Here is a 25513-nt window from a genome sequence, read left to right as displayed (position 1 = left end):
AAGTATACAAAAAAGCCAAGGCGAACCTTGGCTTTTGAGAAAGTTTTTTATCGCTACTGACTCTGAGACATCAATGCTTCAGCCGTCGCGTCTTGTATAGATAAAAACAACGAATTGATTTTCCCAGTCGGGGTACGCATGGGGTTCAGCGTAACGTTCTGGTACATAAACTCCGCTTGCTGAGTAACAGGGCGTACGTTACGGCAACGGAACAAGTAAGGACGCTGGCGCCACGTAATAAAGCTGCGGCAACCTAAATCATACACGGGCTTTGTTTTTAACTTAAACCATTCCTGCGGGATTTCAGGGAAGATATCAAAGATAGAACGACCAATTGCATCATGAGATTGCAAACCACTGTGATGAGTCATAAACCCATTCCACACTTGCACATTATAATCTCGGTCAATGACGACGAGCCCCATGTCGACGTTTTGCACCATGTCGACCATCCAATGGAATTGTTCAAACTCTGCTGGCATATTCAACATTAGAACTCCTCCATTAGATATGACAGTTTGTTATCGAGCAGCGGCAAAGATTCATCGACGAACATAAACAATAAATCACAACGGATTGACGTTCCCTCAATGTTGTAGCTCACCTCGAATGTCATGGTGCGGCTGAATGCGCCCGTCGTAGACTCAATGATCGAATCAATTGATATATGCTGACCAAGAAGCACTGGAGGGCTTTGGAAGAATCGCACTTCAGATTGTTCGCCTAAGCCATTTAAGAATGACCCCACCAAGATATTGGAAATATCCATTAGCAGCTCAAGCTCTTCCAGTTCGTCGCTGTCAGCTGGCACTTTCATCAACTTCTTGAGATCCGATACGCTCGAATCGCTCAAAATCACCAGCGCTTCACCCGCAATACCTTCGCCACAAAAGCCCTGACAAACGCCCGATACGTTATCATGCGACGCTAAGTCACGGAGTGCCATGTGTAGTTCGCTCACTTCGAAGATATTAACGTTCGGGAGCGGTAATTGCACAAACACATCAAAATGACGCGCCAATGCATCTGCGGCTCGACCAATAGAGACGTTCGCCACTTCCATATAAATATCGCGACGACGTAAAATCGGTAACTCAATAGAAACAGGCGTGATAATTTGAGGACGAGGCTCTGGCTCAACCAACTCTTTAAGCGCATTCTTGAGTTCATCTTTGGCGATCGGTTTTTGAATAAACGCTTTTGCACCCAGTGCGAACACGCGCTCTTTCGCTTTAGGTTGGATATCCCCCGACACCACAACCACCGGAGTTGTATTCCCTAACCGCTGCATGTTTTCTAGTGTTTCAAAGCCATCCATTTCTGGCATGGTCAAATCAAGAAACATCAATTTAAACTCGTTCTTTTCGAGTTCTTCTAGCGCATTTTTTCCGTGGATAGCAAACGTAATATCGGCATTCAATGTGGCTGGTAGTGATCTCGCCATCTGTTTGCGTGCTAACGCTGAATCATCACAGATGAGTACGGGAAAAGACATTCAATCACCTTTTTATATTCCACAATCTGCGCCGGAGTCTAACAGATTGTTACAGCATGTAATACGAGAAAACTGACGAGTTTTTATTTCTTTTTTATTCAATAAGCATACGCAATATGAATGGATGAGTGAACAAAATGGCGAAAAAGCAAACATCCCATTCGCTGTTTAGTGACATGAAACAAACATGGATAAAACGCCTCCATTAAAAATAAGCACAAAGTTGCATTTTAAATTAAAAATTCGTTTTTACTCCCACTCTATCCGCTCAGTATGAGTACTGGGGAAATCGGTATCACGTAGCAATAAAAAAGCACCCTTTCATAGGGTGCCTTGAATAATGTATTCATCAATAAAGTGTCACTTCTATGGCACACCGTGACCTTTAGAAGCCACCCATACGCGATACCATTGCTCACGAGTCAATTCGATATTCAGCGCATTTACTGCCGTTTGCACACGCTCAATCTTACCAGAGCCAATGATTGGAATTGGGTTAGATGGCAAACGGCGTACCCAAGCGTAAATCACTTGGTCAATGCTAGTCGCGCCCACTTCTTCGCGAATCGCTTCTAATTCGTTGCGAACACGAACGGCTTGCTCACTGTCACCACTGAAGATTGAGCCACCACCGAGGCAAGACCAAGCCATTGGGCGCGTACGCAGCATTTGCATTTGATCAAGCGTTCCATCATGTGCAACTTCAAAATTAAGCGGGTTGATTTCCACTTGGTTAGTCACAAGAGGCTTACCTAAACGAGATTGCAGCAGCTCAAACTGACGTGGAGTAAAGTTAGATACACCAAAGTGCTTCACTTTACCCACTTTGTGTAACTCTGAGAATGCTTCAGCCACTTCATCGGCATCCATTAACACGTCAGGGCGATGGATTAAAAGCACATCGATTTCGTCCACATTCAAACGCTCAAGCGAGTTATTCACCGATTGGTAGATGTGAGCGGAACTTGTATCGTAGTGATTGATCTTACGCTCTGGTGTTTTATCTCCGCACAGGTTGATATCACACTTTGTGACGATCTGAATCTGCTCTCGCACGCTCTTATCGAGAACAAGTGCTTCACCAAACAACTTCTCACACTCGTAATTACCGTATATGTCTGCGTGATCGACCGTGGTAATGCCTAACTCAATATGTTGCTTGAGGAATGACAAACGCTCTTGAGCAGTCATGCCCCAATCAACTGCACGCCAATATCCTTGGACCAGCTCTGAGAACTCAGGGCCTTTTGGTGCAGTCACAACTTTTGCAACCATGGTTTTTCTCCTTCAATTGATCTGCATTCATCGTAGTCTTGTTTTCACATCGGCTCAACGGGTAAACTTTGGCAATTCGAACTGGAGTACGAAATATGTCTTTTGCCCAACGCCTAGCCACCTTGATCGGAGAAGAAAGCATCAGCGGATTTGCACGACGCGTTGATGTGTCTGAAGCTTTAATACGCAAATATTTAAAAGGCAGTGAACCGAGCCTAACGAAAGCAAATCAAATTGCGATGCGAGCCAACTGCTCTCTTGAATGGTTAGCGACCGGATGTGGTTATTTATATCGCCGCGCTGAAGTCGTAGATATGGATGCGTACAAACTTGCATTTCAACACGTTATGAATCAGCCGTTGCCAGATGAGGCAGAAGAACAGCACCGTAAGCTCATTGCTGGCTATCAATACCTGCGCGCGCACAAAAAATCGGATGGATTTTTGGACGAGTCTACGATGGCGACCTTCCTATCTCTCCATAAAGAATCTAAAAACGAGTCACTTTAACATCGATAATTTCGCCATCGCTGTGCAATTCCACATTTAAAGACGGTGATGGCGACGAAAACTCGTCCGGTTTTACCCAAAATAAGCTTCGAATCGTTTCTTGTGGATAGCGGTTTATCAACAAGATAACTTCTTTATCGACGAGCTCAGAAGATTTCTTTTCCAGCGCTTCAAAGACGTCATAGTGCTCTTGTCCGATAGTTATACTACGTAAAACCAACCCGTCTTTTCTTAAATTGAGGATTAAGTCATTGAGACTTTGCCATTGATATTCGGTCAAAAAAGAGAACTGAGCACTGTCCTTTCCCAAAACAACTTCACCATACAGATGCTGCTGATAGTACGAAAAATCGTCCAAACAAAATGTGCTGAAATACGTTGAAGCATCTTGCTGCTGCACGTCACAGCGATACCAGCCTCCCCTTGTTTCTATACGCTCTTTTAAATTGGAGTACGGCATTGCAGACAACGTGTCCTGCCACCAACTCGGCGTCGAAAATGCTGGAAACGTTACCGAAAAACAACATAAAGAAAACAGGACTCGAGGATAAAAGCGCATGAATTACTCTGGTTGATTAACATCGACCCCAGACATTACCGACTAGTAGAAATTGTTCAAGATAAAAATAGTGGCAAGTAGTGCGGAAAGTTGTAGAGCAGAAATTAAGAAGGCGCACATTTGCGTGCGCCTCTACCTCGTTACTCAATCGTGAGTGTGCGAATCGGAGATGACTATTGATGCATCCCGAACATAAAACGAGGACTTACCGTAGGGTTTGAATCCATCCAAATTGTGTGTAAAACCTCACATCCCTCCTTCTGAAGCAGTCATGTTGCTTTACACCTAAAGCATGGTTCATTTTGCTCAAAAAACAAGTTTTTTATCCCAAATTATGAGAGCAATAGCACAGTCTTGGTGAATGAATGATATCGCGACACTTCGAACACTCAATAGTGAAAAGCTAAATTGCATCTTTATTGATTAGGTCTAGACTCTGCGAAGCGTATACTTTCTCGCGTCCCTTCCACCAGCAACAGGAGAACTTGTTAATGACCAAACGAGAGAGAATTGTGAAATCTGTGTTAGCGCACGTACCGAAAGATGCGATTAACCAGTTTGTCTCTCGAGGGTCAACACCATTTTCTGTCCTGATTATGGCCGCCATCGTCGGCACATTAGCCGGTTTCGTCGGTACTTACTTCGAACTTGCGGTTCATTTTGTTTCTGAAACCCGTACCGAATGGCTAAAAAGCGAAATCGGTAGCGTACTTCCTCTTTGGCTTGCTGCGGTGCTGATCAGCGCGTTGCTTGCTTTTATTGGTTACTTTCTTGTTCACCGCTTTGCTCCGGAGGCTGCGGGATCAGGCATCCCAGAAATAGAAGGCGCGATGGACAACATTCGTCCAGTGCGTTGGTGGCGAGTTCTACCTGTTAAATTCTTCGGCGGCATGGGTGCACTTGGCTCCGGAATGGTACTTGGTCGCGAAGGTCCGACAGTTCAAATGGGCGGCGCAGTTGGTCGAATGGTGACCGATATTTTCCGTGTGAAAGATGACGATACTCGTCATTCCCTACTCGCTTCAGGTGCCGCTGGTGGTTTGGCTGCCGCCTTTAATGCCCCACTCGCAGGCATTATGTTCGTTGTAGAGGAAATGCGACCTCAGTTTCGCTATTCTCTGATCTCAATTCGCGCGGTGATCATCTCTGCTATTATGGCCAACATTGTGTTTCGCGCCATCAACGGGCAAGACGCTGTCATCACAATGCCGCAATATCACTCTCCAGAGCTTCAGTCACTTTGGTTGTTTTTATTGCTTGGCGCATTGTTTGGCGTATTCGGAGTGATCTTCAATAAATTGATTACCGTGGCACAAGACAGTTTTGTCGCAATTCACAAAAACGATCGTAAACGCTATTTAATTGTGGGTTCACTACTTGGTGGCATTTTTGGTCTGCTTCTCTTATACGTGCCACAGCTAACTGGCGGTGGCATCGGCCTTATTCCTGATATTACCAATGGCAACTACTCGGTATCCGTTTTAGTTCTGCTTTTCTTTGGTCGCGTCATCACGACGTTGCTATGCTTTGGCTCTGGTGCGCCGGGCGGTATCTTTGCACCGATGCTTGCTCTGGGGACCTTGTTTGGCTATGCATTCGGAGCGAGTGCTGATGTGTTGCTTCCTACGCTTGATATCGAACCTGGCGTATTTGCTATTGCGGGCATGGGGGCCCTGTTTGCTGCAACGGTACGCGCACCGATCACGGGCATTTTGTTGGTGATTGAAATGACCAATAACTACTACTTAATTCTACCACTTATCATTACTTGTTTAGGTGCCGTGATTATTGCTCAGTTGTTTGGCGGACAACCGATTTACAGCCAGTTGCTACATCGTACAATCAAAAACGATAAGTTACGTCAGCAGGATCTTCCTGAAAACCAATCGACATAATTCTCGCTTTGTTATTATTTCGCTCCAAACTATCGAAGGGTTTGGAGCGATAAACTCTACATTTTTACATCTTTTCCAAAATATTCGATACCAAACTCACAAAAACACCATTCTCTGATATTTCCTCACCACCTTTCATGAGTAAGCACTCTCTAAACTTGCTAGTATTCGCTACTCAAATAGAGCATTTCATCCAAATCATCACGTTTCGTTTCATTCAGGCAAAAATCAAATGGAGTAGATTTGAACTGGAGAAGACTTGTGCAGTTTTATAGCGTTCCGCCGTCTCAAGCCGCGTTAGCGCTAGGTATGATAGGTTTAGGACAAGCTTGGGCACTCTATGTCCCTGAAATTGGTGAACCAATACGCCCATTTTTAGCGTCACTCGGCGCGCTTTTACTCGCTCCTGTGCTGATAAAATATGCCACGAATCCACGATTATTTATGGTCGACATTCGTCACCCATTGAGCGGTAGCTTAATGGCCCCCATGAGTATGGCGTTACTGATCCTTGCAGATTATCTTGCTTCTGTAGCGCCAATCATTGCTTATCCACTCTGGTTTATGGCACTTTTGCTGCATTTTACTATGATGGTACTGTTTTTTAGCTTTCAGCTAATGAACTTCAAAATGTCGAATATTGTACCTAGCTGGTTTCTCTATCCAGTGGGACTGATCAGCAGCTCATTAGCAGGCTCCCAATTGGGTCACAACCTATTCTCTGAAACCTTAGCGATGATGTGCATTGGCATTTATTTCTTTATGTTACCGCTGGTGCTCTATCGTTTGGTGTTTTTCGGATCTCTACCGAGACGAGCCAGGCCGACCCTCGCAATTATGGCCGCACCGGTAAACTTGTCATTGGCGGCATACTTGGTGAACTTTCCCCTGCCCGATCCGATACTGACTGGCGCATTAGCAGGGATTGCTATCACCATGACGTTATTGATCTACCTGTGTTACTTCCGCTTACTTCGATTGAAGTTTCAACCTTCTATCGCGGCGGTAACCTTTCCTTCCGTGATCAGTGCCATTGCGATGCACCGCTTAACCTCCTTTTTTGCCGAATCGCATCCACATTGGCACTGGCTACACGATTTTGGCTTTTTAGAGCTCAGCATTGCGACTGTGTTGGTGGTTTGGGTATCGGCAGGTTACATCAAAATGTATTGGCCAGAAATCGTTAAGTCGCCCTCTAAACAAGCATAAAAAAACGGCCTCATCTGAGGCCGCTGTTTATCTCTATCAATAAGACATCAACCCGCAAACTTCGCCATGAAGTTCCCAATGTTAGTCAAACTCGATGCCGCCATTACGATAACAATCGCTGCTCCAGTTAGCGTTAAGTACATTGGGTGTTGGTAGTCACCGACAATATCTTTGCGTTTTGTCGCAACCAATACAGTGCCCAAAACGATAGGAAGAATAATGCTGTTCACTAGGCCCGCTAGCATCAAAAGAAGAATTGGCATGTCCATGGTTACCGTGCCTAGCGAGGTTAGGATAATGAAACCAACACACCACGCTTTCTCGTTTCGCGCGACAACTGGGAAAAGCGTCTTAATTAATGATATAGCCATGTAAGAGTTGCCAACCACAGACGTGATGGAAGCTACAAACAGTACTAAGCCAAAGATGAAGTAACCAAGCTGGCCAGCACCTTGACGGAAAGCATCCGCCGCAGGGTTAGCCGTATCCAGCGTTGCGCCTGTCGCGATAACGCCAAACACTGCCAAAAACAGTAGGATTCGAATAACCACCGCAATAGAGATACCAGCCCACGCTGTTGAGGTGATGGAAGGCACGTTCTCTTTGCCTTTCAAGCCGATGTCTACTAGGCGTTGTGCACCCGTGTAGTAACCGCCAACTGCACCGCCAACGATAGTCAACGTAGGCAGAAGCAAACTACCAACATCCATAGGCATCACCGCTGCACTTAGTGTCTCTCCCATCGGAGGTAAGCTCGTCATAGCCACGTATGCGATCAGAACAATCATGAACAAGCCAAGGTAGCGGGCCATTTGGTCCATTCGTTTGGAGGCGTTATGAACCATAAACAACAAACAGCCAACGACACCGGTAAACAGTGCGCCCCATGTTGTGTCCACGCCCGTTAGCACATTGATGCCTAACGCTGCGCCACTCACGTTGCCAAAGTTAAACGCCACTGCACCAAGCGCAAGGAGAATACCAACACCATAACCCATGCCGGGGGCCACTTTGTTCGCAATGTCTTGGATTCGCATGCCAGAAACGCCGACAATACGCCACAAGTTCATCACGATACCAAACGTGATAAAAATGGAAGCCAAAACTGGAAATGCCATGTCGACTTTGTAGATATTTGTGAAGACTGCGGTTTGAGTCAAAAAGCCGGGACCAACAGAGGTTGTCGCCATCAAAAAAGCGACACTGAGCATGGCTTTCTTTTGCCAACTGCTTTCTGTAACTGGAGCTGAAATAGAGGAGGTGCTGATAGTGCTTTGTGTAGTCATGCCGAGTCCCAAATTTGTTGTCTTTCTATTATTAGAAAATAGAAAGACAACTGACCGAGATCAGCTGAACTTAGAGAAATATCTCTTTTTAAAACAAACGATTACAAGTTGTAGCCGTTCATTGGGCGCATATATTAAGAGCAACGAATGTGACTGTCAATACACAATTGCATAATTACTATTTATTGCGGCTCACTTGACGATGATTTGGATATAAAAGATATAAAAAAGGATGGCAACTCGCCATCCTCTCTCAATTTTATTTGTCGATTTGATTAACGCAGGCCATGCAGAAATTCAGCACGGGTCGCTGGGTTGCTCTTAAAAATACCACCTAACGCTGTAGTCGTGGTTTCACTGGTGGCATCCATCACACCGCGTGATTTCACACAGTAATGCGTCGCGTCGATAGTCACCGCTACATCGTCAGACTCAAGCAATGTTTGCAAAGCAACAAGGATTTGCTGGGTCATACGCTCTTGAACTTGAGGGCGTTGCGCAAAGAAACGAACAATACGGTTGATCTTAGACAAGCCAATGATCTTACCGCGAGGAATATAAGCAACAGCGGCTTTTCCGTCGATTGTCACAAGATGGTGTTCGCACGTACTGGTCACAGTAATGTCTTTCACGCGAACCATTTCGCTCACGTTCATCTTGTTTTCGATAACTGTGATCTTGGGGAAGTTGGAGTAATCCAAACCAGAGAAAATCTCGTCCACGTACATTTTTGCAATGCGGTGTGGCGTTTCCTCTAAGCTATCATCCGTAAGGTCGAGCTGAAGCAGACCAAGAATCTCACGCATGTGGTATTCAATCTTTTCCTTCTTCTCTTCACGGCTAACGGCATTAGGGCGCATTGGTGTTTCTAACCCGCGTTGCTCTAGCGCTTCTTTCACTAACTTTGCTGACTCGCTAAGACCTGACATTCCACTTCCTCTTTTGTAACTACCACTCTCGGTGTGAAATACAATTGCCGTGTTTTCATCCCGTAGCGTTAAAGTCGCTCAGTCCGATGTTTATAACGCCAAGGCACATAACAAGAATACACTGAGCTATTTTCTCATGCTCCGTAGGAACTTTACCCCTTTCGGATGGGTGACAAGGATACTCGGATTTTTGAATAATTACACCCATATTTTATAGGTGGACATTCTTACTCGGTCCCCTTTTATGGTAGAGTTGCCACAAAACAAAAGAACATAGGATTATCTCAATGGGCTGCTGCGACGCACCTGGCTTGATGCCAATTGAAGAAGCGATGGATAAGATGCTATCGCGAATCAAACCTATCCAAACGACACTTTCTCTTCCTCTTGCTGACGCTCTGGGCTTTGTGCTGGCTGAAGACATTTTATCGCCAATTCACGTGCCCCCTTTCGACAATTCAGCAATGGACGGTTATGCCATTCGTATTCAAGACCTAGAAGTGTCTACTGTGTTGCCTCTGGCAGGTAAATCCTTCGCTGGTCAGCCTTTTGAAAGTGAATGGCCGGCAGGCACTTGTGTTCGAATCATGACTGGCGCGAAAATTCCGGAAGGCTGTGATGCCGTTATCATGCAAGAAAATACGGAAGTGACCGACGCTGGTATCCAGTTCAACCAAACGGATGTGAAGCCGCAAAATAACATCCGCCCTACGGGTGACGACATCAAGCAAGGCGATATTGTATTGGCAAAAGGCGCGCGCCTGACACCGCGCGATATTCCAATGATTGCCTCTCTTGGTGTCAGCCATGTCACCGTCGTGCGTAAGCCAAAGGTGGCATTTTTCTCCACAGGTGATGAACTTAAACCATTGGGTGAGCCACTCAAGGCGGGGCAAATCTACGACAGTAATCGTTACGGTATTAAGCCGCTGATTGAAAACTTTGGTTGTGAAGCGATTGATCTTGGCATTATCCCTGATTGCCCAGAAACATTAAAAGCAACGTTTGAAAAAGCACAAACGCTTGCGGATGTGGTTGTAACGTCTGGCGGTGTCAGCGTTGGTGAAGCAGATTACACCAAAGACATTCTTGAAGAACTTGGCGAAATCGGTTTCTGGAAACTGGCAATCAAGCCGGGTAAACCTTTCGCATTTGGCAAGTTAAGTACTGCTTGGTTCTGTGGGCTACCAGGTAACCCTGTATCTGCGGTGCTAACCATGTACGTACTTGTTCAACCAATGTTGGCTAAATTGGCTGGCCATACTGAATGGAAAGCACCTGAGTCTATCCCTGCTACGACAAAAACTGCATTTAAGAAAGCGCCAGGCCGCACGGACTACCAACGCGGTATCTATACTCTAGAAAACGGTAAATTTGTCGTTGAAACCACTGGCAACCAAAGTTCAGGAGCCTTTCGCTCAATGAGTTTGGCAAACTGCTTTGTTGTGTTGGAACGTGAGCGTGGCCGTGTGGAAGTTGGCGAAACGGTTCAAATCCAACTGTTTAACTCAACGTTATACTAGGAACGTACCGTGGATATTCTTTCCGATCAGGAGATGCTGCGCTATAACCGCCAGATCATTCTTCGTCAGTTCGATTTCGAAGGGCAAGAAGCGCTCAAACAAAGCTCGGTGCTTATTTTGGGTGCTGGCGGTTTAGGTTGCGCTTCTAGCCAATACCTTGCCACGGCTGGTGTTGGCAATATTACTTTTATCGATGACGATATTGTTGAACTCTCCAATTTACAACGCCAAGTATTGCACCACGACGCCGATATTGGCCGTAAAAAGGTTGACTCCGCGGCGGATGCGTTGCGGGAACTTAATCCTCATATCGAAGTAAACACCGTTGCTAAACGTCTCGATGATGCTCAACTTCAAGCTTTGATTGAACAACACACTGTGGTGGTCGACGCTTCAGATAACGTCGACACTCGCAATCAACTCAACCGACTCTGCTTTGCAACAAAAACACCGCTTATTTCTGGTGCAGCCATTCGTATGGAAGGCCAAGTGAGTGTGTTTACGTACGACGACCCAACTCAACCGTGCTATCAGTGTTTGAGCGCGCTATTCGGCAGCAGTGCATTAAGTTGCGTTGAAGCTGGCGTAATGGCGCCTGTTGTGGGTATTGTTGGCGCTGTACAAGCGATGGAAACCATCAAGGTGATTGCAAATTACGGCCAACCCAAAAAAGGGAAGATCCTCATTCTCGATGCGTTTAGCATGTCCTGGCGGGAAATGAATTTGATGAAAATGCCGACCTGCCCTGTTTGTGGCTAAGTAACGCTGTCAGCTTATCAATGAAGATTCTCAAAAAGCTCAACGTAACGTTGAGCTTTTTCTTATTCTGAGATTCATATTTCGAACCAAATAACTTACCGATATAAAATTCATTATAAACAGTAAGTTAAAAACTGGCACATTCCTTTCATTGCATATCATACAAACCAATGAGAGGGCGAATCATGAAAAGGACATCACTATTACTTGGATCTCTGTTCGCAAGCGCATACGTAAGCGCAGCGCCATTCGACACTTGTCCGAGCAAAGCATATTTATTCCAATCGACCCCAGTGCAAGTTTACGGCGTTAATCTGGTTACCGGATCAACCAAGTTACTGACCGACGATGTGGGCTTAGCATCTGGTATTAACGGCGTCGGTTTCAACTTCACTGATCGATACATCTATGGTTACGATACAACCAACTTGAAAATCGTACGTTTAGGCCAGGACTTTCAAGCAGAAACTCTCAACGTACAAGGGCTTCCTAGCCATACGTTTTTTGTCGGCGACGTGTACAACCACGTCTACTACTTGTATCGCAAAGGTAAAGGACTATTTTCCATTGATCTGTCGCCGTTAGATACGGACCCAAATGCTACCTTAACCCTGAATAAAATCACATCAAATGCAAGCGTGAGTTTAACCGACTTTGCGTTCCACCCTGGCGACGGGGCGCTCTATGGTATCGATAATGGGTCTGGCGTATTGTATAAATTCGATACAAAAACAGGCCAAGCAACCGCGATCGGCAATACAGGGGAAACGGGTACCTTTGGTGCAGGCTACTTTGATGTAAACGGAAACTACTACGTATCGCGTAATCAGGACGGCAAAATTTATCGCGTCGACTTATCAGAAAACAATGCAGCCAATATCGCTGCGGGCATTGTTCCTGCTGTAGAGTTTGTGTCTAACGGTCCAAGTTCCAGCCAAAATGACGGTGCCCGATGCGCGAACGCTCCTGTTATTGACGAAGACGAGCCAATTGACTTTGGTGACGCACCTGACACTTACGCTACCTTGCTTTCTTCTAACGGACCACGCCACGCTGTTGATGGTGTAACTTGGCTTGGCACAATTGCGCCAGATGGTGATGCCGATGGACAAGTGGCTCCGTCTGGAGATAACAAAGTTGGTACAGCAGATGAAGATGGCGTCGGCTTTGTTACCGCACTCGACCCAGGGTTAAGTTCACTAGTGAACGTAACTGCATCGACATCCGGCTACTTGTCAGCTTGGTTTGACTGGAACCGAGATGGTGACTTTGCTGACGAAGGTGAGCAAGTATTCACTGATGAGTTACTCTCTGCAGGCAGCAATACGCTTCCATTTGTCGTCTCTGAACTGGCAACCGCAGGTCCTAGCTGGAGCCGATTCCGCTTTAGCCAACAAACTGGTCTGAACTTCGATGGCGGATCAACATCAGGTGAAGTAGAAGATTACCCAATCACAATCACTGAAAACGGCGTATCCGTACAGCACTTCCCAAGTGCCGATTCCTACGCAACGGTCGCGTATGAAGACAACTGGCCTTACACCGCTGACTACGACATGAATGACGTTGTAATTAAGTTCCGTATGACTGAAACACGTATGGACGGCACGGTGGAAAATATCCAAATTAGCGGAGATCTGGCCGCCTATGGGGCTGGCTATAAAAATGGCTTTGCTATTCGTCTACCTGGCGTTTCGAAAGCAAGCATTGAAAACGGCTTAACAAAGCTAACGTTTAATGGCAAAGAACAACCGACCAACGGTCTAGAAGCTATATCAGAAGAAGCCATCTTCATTATCAGTGACGACCTCAGTCAGTATGCGCAAAGTCAATGTGCGTATTTTAGAACCCAAACGGGTTGTAATGATAACGTCGCGTTGTCTTTCACACTGACCATCTACTTTAAGGAAGGAGCCGACCGCTCAGCGCTACAGGCCATGCCTTATGACCCATTTATCTTTGCCACACCCAATACATATCACGGCGATGGTATCACCTTTCAACCAGGTAGAAAATGGGAAGTACATTTGCCAGACCAAGCACCAACTGAGCAGTTTGATGACGCAAACCTATATGGCGTGGGCGTAGACGCAAGTGACCCGACTCGAGGCGTGTACTTCAAAACAGCGAACAATCTTCCTTGGGCATTGCTTATCGTCGAAGAGTGGAATTGGCCGCTAGAGAAAGTTGACTTAGTAGACGCTTACCCAGAGTTTGCCACCTACGCCGAGTCTGGTGGGCGAGAAGGAGCAAACTGGCATACCCTACCTAAAGCAAACAAACGTTACATTCCATAGGAGAAGCATCATGAAAAACTTAATCACAATCATCATGGGATTAGCGTTAACAGCCTGCGGCGGTGGCGGTGGCGGCGGTGGAGACAAAAGCAACGATAGCGCTACTCCACCTCCAGCTCAAACTACCGTTATTGTTGAAGAGCCAAGCATGCAAAATTTAGACGTACCAGATGGGTTCGATTATGACCCAAGGTTAGAAAGCTCACTTGCGGTAGATATTAGTGGTTACTCTTTACAGCGCGCACATCTGAGCATTTATAAGGAGTACCGTGAAGATGCGTCTGGAACCTACCAAGCGAAATATTCGAGCAATATTGCTTCTGCTGCGCTGACGAGTGGGAAAGCTAAATTAGACTTCTCCACCTCGGACAGCCAAGATAACCTGTTAGTCGAAATTTGGTTCTACGATGGCTCAGAACCTCTTCAAAAAGTCGTCTCAACCGGAAATACGACATGGCGCATGTAAGATGCTCTATTGGTGAGCATTGATACTCGGGACTGGCGCAAGCCACAGGTTTTAAGACAAAATCGCATCGTTCTTTGAACATGCGATTTTTTTGTTGTAAAACAAAATGATTACTTGAAACAATAGCAATGGAGCGCAAATTGGATAATCCCAAAACCTATATGTTGGTCTTCAGCGGTTTCATTGCCCTACTTGTGCTCTTGTTGCTCATTAAGCAAACGGATGAAAACACGGTTTCAGCCACCGTCATTAGCAACACTTTAACTCAGTCCCTTGATGGTCAACGTCGGTACCTCACTATTAATTCACCTGAGATAGAGCAACAACGAGTGACGGTTCCAGTGTCCGCATCTTGTCCAGTGGGCTCTATTGCGTTGTTCCACCAAGCATCCCGCTCAAGTCTTGACTCATCCCTTTCATTCATTCGCTGTGAGTAAAGCTACTGTGCGGACTTCCCAAATCAGAAGGATTTAACCATGCAAGCATTGATCGATGCCAAAGAACTTCATGCTTTATTAGACCAACCAAATGTAAAACTTCTAGACGCGAGTATTCGTTTTCAAATTCCTTCCGAAGGGAAAAAGATCACCAATAAGTGGATTCCAGGCTCATTGCGTTTCGACTACGACAATGACTTTTGTCTTCCAGATACCAATCTCCCTCATATGATGCCAACAGAAGAAGGATTTAATCACAGCGCTCAGAAACTTGGCCTGAACAACGAAGACCTTATTGTTGTTTATGACAACTCAGGAACACTCGCCTCTCCGCGCGCATGGTGGATGTTTAAGGCAATGGGACACGATAATGTCAAAGTGCTTAATGGTGGCCTCCCGGCTTGGATTGAGGCTGGACTGCCTGTCACGGATGTCTTGTCAGAAGCTAAGCAGCTTGGAAACTTTACTGGGAAATTAAATAAACATGCTTTTTTGGACGCAAATGCAATATTAGAGTACTCAAACAATTGCAGTGTAAACATTGTTGACGCTCGCTCACGTGCACGTTTTTTAGGCGAGGTACCCGAGCCAAGGGAGGGACTGCGTTCTGGTCATATTCCTAATTCTGTTTGCCTCCCTTTCCAAACATTGTTGAGTAATGGCTTTATAAAGGCAGACTCGGAATTGAAACAAGCATTTAGTGCACTAACGTTATATAATGATAAATCAATCATTTTCAGTTGTGGCTCAGGTGTAACGGCCTGTATTTTGCTGCTAGCAGCATACCAGTTAGGTTGGCGTGATTTATCGGTCTATGACGGGTCATGGACAGAATGGGGCGCAGACCACTCATTACCCATTACTCGCTAATCTAGGAGCTATCGAAGCGGCATGGTCAGGTTAAAGAAGAACATTTGGACACTATACATGGCGCTACTTACAATAAGCGCCGTGCTGTTCGTGTTGTTTGGCCGCTACCATTATGAGTCAACCCTGAATAAGTACAAAGATAAGCAGCTCCTACAATTGGAGCTGTTTGCCTCTTCTGTCGAATCACTTCTGAAAGGACAAGAATCGTTACTTGAAGTCATTGGTCATCAGTTGGTCGAGAGAAATGACTTTACTCGTACAGCAGCAGTTCAAACTCGCCCGATGCTGGACAAACTACTCAGTATCCATCCGGCGATTATTGGGTTCGGCCTAACTAACCCCGATGGAGACTACATCGCCGTAAGCTCCAATTTGATCTTGGCAAAGCTGCATAATCTAAAACAAGATCCACTGACTCGTGATACCTTTTTGGCAGCGCTCAACTCCGACCGAATGATTATAGGTCGAACGTATTTTATGCCAGCTCAAGATTCACTTGTGATTCCGATCCGAAAAGCAATTCCAAATAAAGATGGTGTTGTACAAGCAGTGATGACGGCTGGCTTTAATATGAATTCATCTTCGGTTTTTCGTAACGACATCCATGCTAATGAGCACAATCGGGTCACATTGATCCGCAGTGATGGCTACCTTACTTTTAGCTCGTCAGAAGATACAACCCTAGAAGATTACCTAAAGCCTGCCAATGATTTAGATATAAAAGCCGTTATGGCTCAAATCACAAAAGATTCAGGCTGGGATATGGCGCAACTAAAAGAGCTCACACGAGCGCTAAATATTGTTGTCGACAATTCTCGCCTGAGTGAGTTAATCACATTGAGATACCTTCCTGATTATCATCTTTGGGCCTCTTCCTCGACAGATTTGAATTTTATTAAGCGCGGATTTTACGAACAGTTTGCACTGTACTCGATTGTTTTTCTTATCGTCCAAGGTGCTTTTTACGCTTTATTCCGCTCCATTGCGAACAATGAACATAAAACAAAACTGCGTTTGCTCTATCAAGCGAACCACGATCATCTCACTGGATTACCAAACCGAGAGTACCTACGCGCAAACATTCGACATTGGCTTTCAGGGAAAGGGAATCCTTTTTCTTTGATGTTTATCGATATTGATAATTTCAAATCAGTCAACGACACACATGGTCATGACTTTGGCGACGAAGTTCTAAAACAAATATCTATCCGCTTAAACACCTTTGTTAACGATGGCCGATTAATCATCCGTGAAGCCAGTGACGAGTTTATTTTTCTAACGAATCGAATTGATGAAGTAAGCGTTAAAAGACTAGCGAGCGACTTAATAAAGGCGCTATCAGAACCCTACGAAGTCAATGACAGTCAGTTCCTGCTCAGTTGCAGTATTGGTATTGCCTGCTATCCACACCATGGTGAAACATTAGATGAATTGCTCCTGTCAGCCGATATTGCGATGTATCAAGCGAAAAAACAACGCAACGTATACAGCCTGTTCAATCAGCAGATGCAAGCTACACACCTGCGTAAAATGAAAATTGAGCAACGCCTGAGGCTCGCGATAGATAAGCAAGCGCTTCATATGGTTTATCAACCTCAGTTAAACCTAGAAGGCGATATTTATGGTGTCGAAGCGCTTATTCGTTGGAGTGATGATGAGCTCGGCTTAGTCCCACCAAGTGAATTTATTCCCGTCGCAGAAAGCACAGGGTTGATGGTTCGTATTGGTGAACAAATCATTGAAAATAGCCTGACAGATATGGCTAAACTGACTGGTAATATTGATACATCTATCCAGATGTCTATTAACATCTCGGTCAAACAGTTTGTTCACGCCAAATTCATTACTAATCTTATGAATGCTATTGAGAAACGCGGCATCGAATGTTCAAAGATTACCCTAGAGATCACCGAAAACCTGTTTATTGAAGATCTTGAAAAGTTCGCACCAATTTGCGAGCGCTTGCATGCTCTTGGCTTTAAAATCTCGCTCGATGATTTCGGGACTGGCTACTCTTCATTAAGCATGTTGCGTACGCTACCTATTGACGAGGTGAAGATTGACAAGAGCTTTGTCGATCACATTGAGCATGACAAAAAAGCGCTGAATATGGTTAAGAATATCATTTCTATCGGCAAAAACTTTGAAATGAAAGTACTGGCTGAAGGAGTAGAGACGCTGCAACAACTGAATGAGTTAAAAGCTTGCGGTTGTGATTTGATTCAGGGCTACTTCTACTCTAAACCTTTATCGCTTGAAGACTTGATCGCTTTTACGAGGCAGAACCAAAGCAAAGAAACCGTAGTTGAATAATTACGATCGCTTTGCTTAGAAGGTTTTATTTATTCATTTCTTGGTACATCACCTCCACCAACTCGCCTTTCGGGTCGCCTGATAATTCCCAGGTAAAAATGCCGCCTAAGTTTGCCTGTTTAGCCCAATTTGCTTTGGCTTTGATCGAGCGTTGATCTTCGTAAGAGATAAAGACTTTCTTTACAGGATGCCACAAGTAAGGCGCTTGAGATTGCTCATCATACTTGTACTCGTAGCCCTGCTCCGCTCCATAGTTCTTCACCAAATCCCAGAACATGAAATAGCCGTTCTCACCCGTACCAAACTGCGCTCCTTGCTCGGATACAAGATCTTGCGTTGGTAAGCCACCCGAGAAGTCTTTGGTGCCTTGCCAGCCACGCCCGTAAAACGCAGCGCCAATCACCAGCTTCTCACTTGGAATACCGAGCTCAATCATCTGATTAATAAACACGTCTGCGCCCATGCCCCACCAGCTTCGCTCAGTCGCATGCAAGTTGGTAGTATGCCCGGTTTGCTGCCCCCAACCACCAAGGAAGTCATACGTCATCGCAAACATGTTAGTTAGGTACGGCTCCGCGGCTTTCCAATCGATACCTGCTGCTTTTGGACCAACGCCAACAGCAGTAGAGAGCTCGTATTCACGTTTGGTTTGATTTGTGAGTTCATCTAATTCTGCACGCATGGTTTTCACCAAATAGGTAAAGGCCTCACGCTCAGATACTTTTTGCTCATCAGAAAGCTTGGTGTCAGGGTTCCAAGGCGACGTTGTTAAACCGCCACCACCAGGGTATTCCCAATCCAGATCAATACCATCAAAGAAATCATATTGAGCAATCAACTCAACGGCAGTTTTTGAGAATTGATCCATCGCTTGTTTGTTTTTTGCCATAGCATGGAACGGTTCGGACATTGTCCAACCACCAAAAGAAGGGAGAATTTTGAGATCAGGATGTTGTTTCTTCATTTCAGCAAGTTGAGCGAAGTGGCCTTTGTATGGCACGTTAACGGAGACATCGCCAAAGTCCTTTTCTAATGCTGCTTCGGTATCGACAATGATCGCCGTATACGGATCTTTTCCTTCACATTGTTCGGCAACCAGTTTTTGTACCGTTTCAGAAGCACCGGCATGAGGGCCGCACATACTAAGAAACGCGTAAATCACGTGTGTCAGCTTATCGGCGGGAATATCGTTCACCGTGTATGGGTTTTCTGCATTTGCGTACTGCCAATCCGCAAAGTAACCCGCCACGACTTTTTGCTCAGCTTGCGCCGCACCAGTCAGCCCCATAATCAGTGCAGCAAGAAGTGTCTTTTTCATTGTGTTCTCCAGAGTAGATGTACAAATTTAAAGCTACTCCTAGAGAATATTTTTAACTTGAAAACGAAATCAGGCTGCGAGTCATTTATAACTCCTCGCAGCCTGATTACATAAGTTGCATATTATTTGTGCTAACTCTCAGATGCCGCGTTGCCGTGCATTTGCTCATCTAAGTTGAGTACCGTTAATGCATTGCTGACGCTTGTGGCGATCACGTCTATCGCTCCGGTTCTTAATGCTCCAAGTAAGGCGAGCGGCTTACTGTTCTCCGCTGCAATCGCGATGACTTCCGATATTGGGCGAAACTCTTCAATACCAAGGCCAATCACTCGGTCACTCATTACGGTGTTGGCAACATTACCGTGAATATCAAAGAAATCATAACCTGCAAAGTCCCCGACCACGCCTTGTTGAAGTCTCGACTGAACCACTTCATCAGGCGTAAACCAACCTAAGTCCACCATGTAGCTGTTTTCGCTCATGTCACCAATACCGACCAAAGCGACATCAGCTTTACGTGCTAGGTCGAGCGTTTGTTTCACGGTTGCATTTTGCATGAAAGCCAACTTCTGTTCTCTGTTCTCTGCATAAGCCGGCGCATAGAGAGTTTCGGACGTTCCACCGTACTTTTTCGCTAACTGACGACAAATGTGATCGGCGTTATACATACCACCACGTGGGTGAATACCGCCGATACCACATACAAATTTACAGTCACGCGGCGTAATAACACCAATATGGTGAGCGACGGAAGATACGTTACGCCCTTGTCCAACGGTCACCACCATGCCGTTTTTAAGCGTGCTGGTGAGATAATTGGACACCAATCCCGACACCTGTAGTCGCTGTGCCTCTTCATTTGGCTGATCAAGAGCGACAAGCGCACGCTTAACGCCGAATCGCTCGATCAAACGTTGCTCAATCTTGGCGCTAAACACCGGGTGGTATTTAACGGTGATTTCAACGATGCCTTCATCACGCGCCTGCTTGAGCATTCGCCCGACCTTTGCGCGTGATATGGCAAATTTTCTCGATATCTCTTCCTGAGTCGCACCGTCTTGATAATACGCGACGGAAATCTCTGTCAACAAATCCGTGTTTTCAATGGAAATATCTTGATTAGAACTGCTCATGGTTTCTCTCGCCCTTTAAGAGGATCGATATTGTATGCAATAAGTGAGCATATGCTCATCGACTTAGCATATGTTCTTTATCAATTTAAACGCTACATTTGCTCATCGCAATAACATTTTCTCACTACAATTTTTTACCCTCACGTACAACGCTCAACCTTTGAACAATAAGGGCAAACGTTTATTTGGGTTAACCACTACACACACAGTAAAAAAACGTTGATGAAGTTCACTATAAGTCGATTTCAGCGATTGACTTTCAGCATAGATAGGATAAATATGGACACATCATTTACTCAGCTATCGATCAAATGTTCATTGCATTTGTTCGGTAACGAAATTTTCCGTAGTTGGCTGAGCAGATGTCTCATTAAATGCGATGAGACGATTAGCTAACTCGCTTGCAAATGCACAAGCTGTGATAACAAAAATCACGCTTAAGCCCATTTAAATAGGATGATCGATTATGAGCAACAAGTTAGAGCAACTTCGTAAACTAACGACTGTAGTAGCAGACACTGGCGAAATTGATGCAATCAAAAAGTATCAACCAGAAGACGCAACAACTAACCCTTCTCTTATCCTGAAAGCCGCTCAAATCGCAGAGTACGCACCTCTAATCGATGCTTCAATCGAATATGCTAAAGCACAGAGCAACGACAAAGCTCAACAAGTTCAAGACACTTGTGACATGCTTGCAGTAAACATCGGTAAAGAAATCCTAAAAACTATTCCAGGTCGTATCTCTACAGAAGTTGACGCACGCCTATCTTACGATATGGAAGGAAGCGTAGCGAAAGCACGTCAACTAGTAAAAATGTACAACGATGCAGGCATCACTAACGACCGCATCCTTATCAAACTAGCGTCTACTTGGGAAGGTATCCGCGCAGCAGAAATCCTAGAGAAAGAAGGCATCAACTGTAACCTAACGCTTCTATTCTCATTCGCTCAAGCGCGTGCTTGTGCAGAAGCTGGCGTATTCCTAATCTCTCCATTCGTTGGCCGTATTATGGACTGGTACAAAGCGAAAGAAGGCCGTGACTTCGAAGCTTCAGAAGATCCAGGCGTACTGTCTGTAACTAAGATCTACAACTACTACAAAGAGTACGGCTACAAAACTGTCGTAATGGGCGCAAGCTTCCGTAACATCGGTGAGATCCTAGAACTAGCTGGCTGTGACCGTCTAACTATCGCGCCTGCTCTACTTGCTGAGCTAGAAGCTGCAGAAGGTGAAGTGGTTGAGAAGCTAGTTGATTCTAAAGGCGCAGCTGAGCGTCCTGCACCAATGACTCATTCTGAGTTCCTATGGGAACACAACCAAGACCCAATGGCGGTTGAGAAACTGGCTGAAGGCATCCGCAACTTCGCCGTTGACCAAGGTAAACTAGAAGCGATGATCGAAGCTAAGCTTTAATTGCTTACCAAAAGCGAGTAGCCCGTCTACTCGCTTTTACCATCAGCGCTTATTCAAGATTTTCTATTTGAACTTGTTTCGACGAGTTCCCTCTATTTAAACCCTTATCGAGAAGTAATCACTATGGATCGTAAATATCTAGCAAATGCAATCCGTGCGCTAAGCATGGATGGTGTTCAACAAGCTAACTCTGGTCACCCAGGTGCACCTATGGGCATGGCTGATATCGCTGAAGTTCTTTGGCGTTCTCACCTAAACCACAACCCATCAAACCCTGAGTGGGCAGACCGCGACCGTTTCGTACTGTCTAACGGCCACGGCTCAATGCTAATTTACTCTCTACTGCACTTGAGCGGTTACGAGCTATCTATCGATGATCTGAAAAACTTCCGTCAGCTTCACTCTAAGACTCCTGGTCACCCAGAGTACGGCTACGCGCCTGGTATCGAGACAACAACGGGTCCTCTAGGTCAAGGCATCACTAACGCGGTTGGTATGGCTCTAGCTGAGAAAGCGCTAGCAGCACAGTTCAACAAAGAAGGCCACGACATCGTTGACCACTTCACTTACGTGTTCATGGGCGACGGCTGTCTGATGGAAGGCATCTCGCACGAGGCATGTTCTCTAGCTGGTACACTAGGTCTAGGCAAACTGATCGCATTCTGGGATGACAACGGCATCTCAATCGATGGTCACGTTGAAGGTTGGTTCTCTGACGACACGCCTAAGCGTTTTGAAGCTTACGGCTGGCACGTAATCCCAGCAGTAGACGGTCACGACTCTGAAGCGATCAACGCAGCAATCGAAGCGGCGAAAGCGGATCCACGTCCTACACTTATCTGTACTAAGACAATCATCGGTTTTGGTTCACCAAACAAATCTGGTTCACACGATTGTCACGGTGCGCCACTAGGTGCAGAAGAAATCGCAGCAACACGCAAAGAACTAGGTTGGGAGCACGGTCCTTTTGAAATTCCGCAAGAAGTCTACGCAGAATGGTCAGCGAAAGAAACAGGCGCAGCTAAGGAAGCAGCGTGGAACGAGAAATTTGCAGCTTATGAAGCAGCGTACCCTGAGCTGGCAGCTGAATTTAAACGCCGCGTAAACGGTGAACTTCCTGCACAGTGGGAAGAGAAAGCAAGCCAAATCATTGCCGATCTTCAAGCAAACCCAGCAAACATTGCGTCACGTAAAGCATCTCAAAACGCTCTAGAGGCATTTGGTGCTCTACTACCTGAGTTCATGGGCGGCTCTGCTGACCTAGCGCCGTCTAACCTAACCATGTGGTCTGGTTCTAAGTCTCTAGAAGCAAGTGACTTCTCTGGTAACTACATCCACTACGGTGTACGTGAATTCGGTATGACGGCGATCATGAACGGTATTGCGCTACACGGTGGTTTCGTTCCTTACGGCGCGACATTCCTAATGTTCATGGAATATGCTCGTAACGCAATGCGTATGGCGGCTCTGATGAAGATTCAGAACATCCAAGTGTACACGCACGATTCTATCGGTCTTGGCGAAGATGGCCCAACTCACCAACCGGTTGAGCAAATGGCATCGCTACGTCTAACGCCAAACATGAGCACATGGCGTCCATGTGACCAAGTTGAATCAGCAGTGGCTTGGAAACTAGCGATTGAACGTAAAGATGCACCAACTGCGCTTATCTTCTCACGTCAAAACCTAGCGCAACAAGAGCGCACAGCTGAACAAGTTGCTGACATCGCAAAAGGCGGTTACATCCTGAAAGATTGCGAAGGCAAGCCAGAGCTAATCCTTATCGCAACAGGTTCTGAAGTTGAACTAGCAGTAGAAGCAGCAGCACAGCTAACTGCTGAAGGTAAGAAAGTACGCGTTGTTTCAATGCCATCAACAGATGCATTCGACAAGCAAGACGCCGCTTACCGTGAAGCCGTTCTACCATCAGACGTAACAGCTCGTATCGCTATCGAAGCAGGTATTGCTGACTTCTGGTACAAGTACGTAGGCTTCGACGGTCGCATCATCGGTATGACTTCATTCGGTGAATCTGCACCTGCTGGTGAACTGTTCAAAATGTTCGGTTTCACTACTGAAAACGTAGTAAATACAGCAAAAGAACTACTAGCGTAATTGCAGTAAAAAGATAATCAGTTTTCTCTATTGCGAATGTGAAAACTGAAAAGCCCCGCCAGCAATGGCGGGGCTTTCTTTTATCTGGCCCCTATTTGTGTAAACACAGCCAGAAAGTGAACACAACGACTTTCGTTACGGCTATTTGTCTTCAAATCGAAGCGCGAGCTGATAGAAATCTTGTACTTGCTCTTTCAACTGACGGCTGTTTTGCTCTACGGAGTGCGTTGCTGCCAAGTTTTGCTCTGCCGTAGAAGCAATAGAGTGAATATGCTGATTTACATCGCTGGATAGCTTCAGCTGGTTATTTGCCGCTTCCGCCACATCGACCATCAACCCACTCATGCTTTGCATCATCTGTTCAACCTCAGACAAACGAAGCGCGCTTTGCTCTGCAACCTGAGAACAGGTATCCGTTTGCTCTTTGTTTGCCAGAATGTCTTTTTGCCAACTTTGTATCGTCGCCAACATAGCAGAGATAGACGCTTGGATTTGTTCAGTTGCATTGGATGTGCGACCAGAGAGCGCGCGCACCTCATCGGCAACAACAGCAAAACCACGACCTTGCTCACCCGCCCTCGCCGCTTCAATTGCCGCGTTAAGTGCCAGTAAATTGGTTTGTTCTGCGATCCCACCAATCTCTTCCATCAAATGATTCACTTTCTGCGCCTGATCACTCAGTTGATACGTCGTTTCCGTCGCTTTTTCTGCTTGAAGGCTCAACTGCGTTAGATTGGTGTGCGTTTGATCGATGGTTTCCTTCGCCATCAAGCATGACTTCAATGTGTCATCAATTAGCATATGGGCATCATTGGTGCTAGAAGAGACTGAATTCGCCGAAGACTCCACCTCTTGAGTCGCATCACGTACGCGATGAATATCGGTGTTTTGCTGATTTAATGCAGCCGAAACTTCTGCTGTGGTTTGACTGAGTTCTTCGGCGCAATGCTGCAACGGCAGTGCGGAGTCTGTCATTCTTCCCAACACGGTTCGAATTCTTGCGGACAGCATTTTGATATGGAAATCGGCAATCGAAAATGCCGTATTGCCGGAATAGATCAAGCGACTCACGCTGTCGTATTGCTTTTGTAACTTTTTCAGTTGTTTAGGCGTATCAATCAATTCTTGGCGGAATAACAACGCTAGAACACTCGCAGGTAGTGCACTTGCAAGCCAAGCCAATGGACCTTCAATAGACAATGCATATGCGGCTGCAGGTGCGGTCAATGCGCCAAGTAGAATCGCATAGCGAATGGTTTCATTGAGTTTCAACGACCAAGTACGACCTGACTTCTCGGCGGCGCGCATACTCTTGTAGGCTTTCGTGGCTATATCAACCCACTCTCGCTTTGGCTTCACGCGCACAGATTGATAACCAACAACGTGGTTATTTTCATAAATAGGGGTGACATAGGCATCAACCCAATAGTAACCGCCCGACTTAGTGGCATTCTTAACCATGCCGCGCCAGGCTTTGCCTTGCTTAAGACGTGCCCACATATCGCCGAAAGCGGCTTTAGGCATGTCATTGTGGCGAACGATATTGTGGTTCTGGCCGACGAGTTCTTCGTGAGTGTACTCAGCAACACGGCAAAAGGCTTCGTTACAATACGTAATAACACCTTGTAGGTTAGTTGTTGAGACGAGTTCCTCAGACTCCCTCACGAGAGTTTCTTGAGCTTTATGAGAAATATTGACTGACATAGAC

21 protein-coding genes are annotated in these 25513 nt (G+C 45.8%); 12 read left to right on the top strand and 9 right to left on the bottom strand.

The genetic code is table 11. The annotated features are described in order from the left end of the window. Positions 1-53 precede the first annotated feature (53 nt). The 3 genes from FR741_RS17950 to FR741_RS17940 all read right to left on the bottom strand — a co-directional run bounded on the left by FR741_RS17950 (position 54) and on the right by FR741_RS17940 (position 2770). Entirely contained in the window at positions 54-491 is a 438-nt protein-coding gene (locus FR741_RS17950; protein WP_005396081.1) for a PAS domain-containing protein, read from the bottom strand. Further along, positions 491-1495 carry a response regulator gene (locus FR741_RS17945; RefSeq protein WP_006741121.1) on the bottom strand — a complete coding sequence of 335 codons (1005 nt, stop codon included), beginning with the start codon at positions 1493-1495 and terminating at the stop codon, positions 491-493. Before FR741_RS17945 ends, FR741_RS17950 begins: the two co-directional genes overlap by 1 nt. 366 nt (positions 1496-1861) lie before the next feature. Then, positions 1862-2770, bottom strand: coding sequence for an aldo/keto reductase (locus tag FR741_RS17940; RefSeq protein ID WP_085343916.1), 909 nt, complete (start codon positions 2768-2770; stop codon positions 1862-1864). Between the two features lie 95 nt (positions 2771-2865). On the opposite strand from FR741_RS17940, the gene FR741_RS17935 reads away from it, so the two are divergent. Further along, positions 2866-3279, top strand: a complete 414-nt coding sequence (locus FR741_RS17935; RefSeq protein ID WP_167427348.1) for a helix-turn-helix domain-containing protein — start codon at positions 2866-2868, stop codon at positions 3277-3279. Here FR741_RS17935 and FR741_RS17930 read toward each other — a convergent pair. After that, positions 3260-3838 carry a hypothetical protein gene (locus FR741_RS17930; protein ID WP_047008142.1) on the bottom strand — a complete coding sequence of 193 codons (579 nt, stop codon included), beginning with the start codon at positions 3836-3838 and terminating at the stop codon, positions 3260-3262. The two genes, FR741_RS17935 and FR741_RS17930, sit on opposite strands and share 20 nt — an antisense overlap. A gap of 491 nt (positions 3839-4329) precedes the next feature. Between FR741_RS17930 and clcA the strand changes: the two genes are divergently transcribed. Both clcA and FR741_RS17920 read left to right on the top strand, forming a co-directional pair. Beyond that, positions 4330-5733, top strand: coding sequence for a H(+)/Cl(-) exchange transporter ClcA (gene clcA, locus FR741_RS17925; RefSeq protein WP_167427347.1), 1404 nt, complete (start codon positions 4330-4332; stop codon positions 5731-5733). Between the two features lie 243 nt (positions 5734-5976). Next, the gene (locus FR741_RS17920; RefSeq protein ID WP_119184670.1) at positions 5977-6942 is read left to right on the top strand and encodes a TDT family transporter; all 966 of its coding nucleotides are present in this window, start codon (positions 5977-5979) and stop codon (positions 6940-6942) included. A gap of 47 nt (positions 6943-6989) precedes the next feature. Here the strand turns inward: FR741_RS17920 and FR741_RS17915 are convergent, their stop codons facing one another. After that, positions 6990-8228: an NRAMP family divalent metal transporter gene (locus FR741_RS17915; protein ID WP_167427346.1), complete on the bottom strand. Its 1239-nt coding sequence runs from the start codon at positions 8226-8228 to the stop codon at positions 6990-6992. Positions 8229-8503: 275 nt separating this feature from the next. Beyond that, positions 8504-9157 carry a GTP cyclohydrolase I FolE gene (gene folE, locus FR741_RS17910; protein WP_006741127.1) on the bottom strand — a complete coding sequence of 218 codons (654 nt, stop codon included), beginning with the start codon at positions 9155-9157 and terminating at the stop codon, positions 8504-8506. A 287-nt stretch (positions 9158-9444) separates the two neighbouring features. On the opposite strand from folE, the gene moeA reads away from it, so the two are divergent. The 7 genes from moeA (at position 9445) to FR741_RS17875 (ending at position 17822) form a co-directional block, all read left to right on the top strand. Further along, positions 9445-10680: a molybdopterin molybdotransferase MoeA gene (moeA, locus tag FR741_RS17905; protein WP_167427345.1), complete on the top strand. Its 1236-nt coding sequence runs from the start codon at positions 9445-9447 to the stop codon at positions 10678-10680. A 9-nt stretch (positions 10681-10689) separates the two neighbouring features. Then, the gene (moeB, locus tag FR741_RS17900; RefSeq protein WP_109168985.1) at positions 10690-11439 is read left to right on the top strand and encodes a molybdopterin-synthase adenylyltransferase MoeB; all 750 of its coding nucleotides are present in this window, start codon (positions 10690-10692) and stop codon (positions 11437-11439) included. Positions 11440-11624: 185 nt separating this feature from the next. Next, the gene (locus tag FR741_RS17895; RefSeq protein WP_167427344.1) at positions 11625-13736 is read left to right on the top strand and encodes an LruC domain-containing protein; all 2112 of its coding nucleotides are present in this window, start codon (positions 11625-11627) and stop codon (positions 13734-13736) included. Between the two features lie 10 nt (positions 13737-13746). Continuing rightward, positions 13747-14202: a hypothetical protein gene (locus FR741_RS17890; protein ID WP_047008137.1), complete on the top strand. Its 456-nt coding sequence runs from the start codon at positions 13747-13749 to the stop codon at positions 14200-14202. A 140-nt stretch (positions 14203-14342) separates the two neighbouring features. Further along, positions 14343-14639, top strand: coding sequence for a hypothetical protein (locus tag FR741_RS17885; RefSeq protein WP_006741132.1), 297 nt, complete (start codon positions 14343-14345; stop codon positions 14637-14639). A gap of 39 nt (positions 14640-14678) precedes the next feature. Then, positions 14679-15509, top strand: coding sequence for a sulfurtransferase (locus tag FR741_RS17880; protein ID WP_167427343.1), 831 nt, complete (start codon positions 14679-14681; stop codon positions 15507-15509). Positions 15510-15530: 21 nt separating this feature from the next. Then, positions 15531-17822: a bifunctional diguanylate cyclase/phosphodiesterase gene (locus tag FR741_RS17875; protein ID WP_167427342.1), complete on the top strand. Its 2292-nt coding sequence runs from the start codon at positions 15531-15533 to the stop codon at positions 17820-17822. A gap of 25 nt (positions 17823-17847) precedes the next feature. Here FR741_RS17875 and FR741_RS17870 read toward each other — a convergent pair whose 3' ends face one another. Both FR741_RS17870 and FR741_RS17865 read right to left on the bottom strand, forming a co-directional pair. After that, positions 17848-19140, bottom strand: a complete 1293-nt coding sequence (locus FR741_RS17870; protein ID WP_167427341.1) for a glycoside hydrolase family 18 protein — start codon at positions 19138-19140, stop codon at positions 17848-17850. Between the two features lie 131 nt (positions 19141-19271). Then, positions 19272-20273: a sugar-binding transcriptional regulator gene (locus FR741_RS17865; protein ID WP_005396112.1), complete on the bottom strand. Its 1002-nt coding sequence runs from the start codon at positions 20271-20273 to the stop codon at positions 19272-19274. Positions 20274-20739: 466 nt separating this feature from the next. Between FR741_RS17865 and tal the strand changes: the two genes are divergently transcribed. Then, positions 20740-21690: a transaldolase gene (gene tal / locus FR741_RS17860; RefSeq protein WP_005396118.1), complete on the top strand. Its 951-nt coding sequence runs from the start codon at positions 20740-20742 to the stop codon at positions 21688-21690. A 123-nt stretch (positions 21691-21813) separates the two neighbouring features. Next, entirely contained in the window at positions 21814-23805 is a 1992-nt protein-coding gene (gene tkt, locus FR741_RS17855; RefSeq protein WP_145534636.1) for a transketolase, read from the top strand. A 141-nt stretch (positions 23806-23946) separates the two neighbouring features. Here the strand turns inward: tkt and FR741_RS17850 are convergent, their stop codons facing one another. Further along, on the bottom strand, positions 23947-25509 hold the full coding sequence (locus FR741_RS17850; protein WP_167427340.1) for a methyl-accepting chemotaxis protein: 1563 nt from the start codon (positions 25507-25509) through the stop codon (positions 23947-23949). Positions 25510-25513: the final 4 nt, after the last annotated feature.

This window comes from Vibrio diabolicus, assembly GCF_011801455.1.
GTDB classification, from domain to species: Bacteria; Pseudomonadota; Gammaproteobacteria; order Enterobacterales; family Vibrionaceae; genus Vibrio; species Vibrio diabolicus.
Note: the sequence above shows the minus strand (reverse complement) of the source record. Positions and strands in the feature narration are given on the sequence as shown.